The organism is Kitasatospora sp. NPDC059571 (genome assembly GCF_042735675.1).
Taxonomy (GTDB): domain Bacteria; phylum Actinomycetota; class Actinomycetes; order Streptomycetales; family Streptomycetaceae; genus Kitasatospora.
Window position 1 is genome coordinate 1 of sequence record NZ_JBHWBW010000634.1, and the last position, 1,150, is coordinate 1,150.

2 protein-coding genes are annotated in these 1,150 nt (G+C 72.9%); both read left to right on the plus strand.

Annotated features, from left to right (window positions below):
• Nucleotides 1-224 precede the first annotated feature (224 nt).
• Nucleotides 225-617, plus strand: coding sequence for a roadblock/LC7 domain-containing protein (locus tag ACFV0G_RS36950; protein WP_380557437.1), 393 nt, complete (start codon nt 225-227; stop codon nt 615-617).
• Nucleotides 618-697: 80 nt separating this feature from the next.
• Entirely contained in the window at nt 698-1,072 is a 375-nt protein-coding gene (locus ACFV0G_RS36955; RefSeq protein WP_380557440.1) for a hypothetical protein, read from the plus strand.
• Nucleotides 1,073-1,150: the final 78 nt, after the last annotated feature.

The following is a 1,150-nucleotide window of genomic DNA, read 5'->3' on the forward strand; positions in this document are numbered from 1 at the left end:
CCCCGGCCGGGTGCCCGCCCAGGCCGGGGCCGCCCAGGCCGCCCCGCAGGTGGTGCTGCCGCCGCTCGGATCGACCGACATCCCGCCCGATCCGGAGATCGCCCTGCTGCTCCGGATCCGAGCCGCCCTGGAGGCCCGACTGTGAGCGTCCCACCCGCCCGCACGCCCCGCCGGCCCGTGTCATGAAGCGTGCCCTGCGCCAGTTCACCGGAAGGCGGTCGCCGATGATCCCCGAACCCCAGGTGCTCACCGAGCTGCGCGGCCTGCGCGCCACCGTGCCGCACCTCACCGGCGGGCTGGTGGCCACCACCGACGGACTGGTGGTCGCCCACGACACGGACGGGCTGGAGCCGGAGGGCCTCGCCGCGCTCACCGCGGCCGCGCTCGGCGTCGGCGCGCGGCTGATCGAGGCGAGCGGCCAGGGCGGCTTCCGCGAGCTGCTCACCCGCGGCGAGAACGGCTACACCGCCACCTACGCAGCCGGCGGACACGTCGTCCTGACGCTCTTCGCCGGCCCGGACGCCAACGTCGGGCGGCTGCACTTCGAGGCCCGCCGGGCCGGCGGACGGATCGCGGCCCTCGCCGACGCCGCGCTGGAGCGGTCCGACCGCCCCTGACCGCCGGCCCGTCCCTCCCCCACCGACCAGCTCCACCCATGAGTACGACACCGACAGCACCACCACGGAAGGAATCCCCCATGGCCAGCACCGAGCACTCCCTCAAGGACGCGATGAGCTCGATCGAGGGCACCATCGGCGTAGCCCTCGTCGACTACAACAGCGGAATGGCACTCGGCACCATCGGCGGCGGCACCGAGCTCGACCTGAACGTCGCCGCGGCCGGCAATACGGACGTGGTCCGCGCCAAGGTCCGGGCCATCGAGATGCTGAACCTGAACGAGGCGATCGACGACATCCTTATCACCCTGAGCACCCAGTACCACCTGATCCGCCCGCTCACCAGCCGCTCCGGGAAGGGCCTGTTCCTGTACCTGGCCCTGGAGAAGGGCCGCGCCAACCTGGCGATGGCCCGCCATCAGCTGAAGCGCATCGAGGCCGACCTGGAGGTCTGACCCCGCTCCACCGTCCCCACCCCCGATCGGCCCGGCCTGTCTCGGATACCCCACTCACATCCCACGAGACGAGCGGTC

Coding starts and splice junctions, on each gene's coding strand:
- ACFV0G_RS36950 (WP_380557437.1), top strand. CDS start 225: ATGATCCCCGAACCCCAGGTGCTCACCGAGCTGCGCGGCCTGCGCGCC.
- ACFV0G_RS36955 (WP_380557440.1), top strand. CDS start 698: ATGGCCAGCACCGAGCACTCCCTCAAGGACGCGATGAGCTCGATCGAG.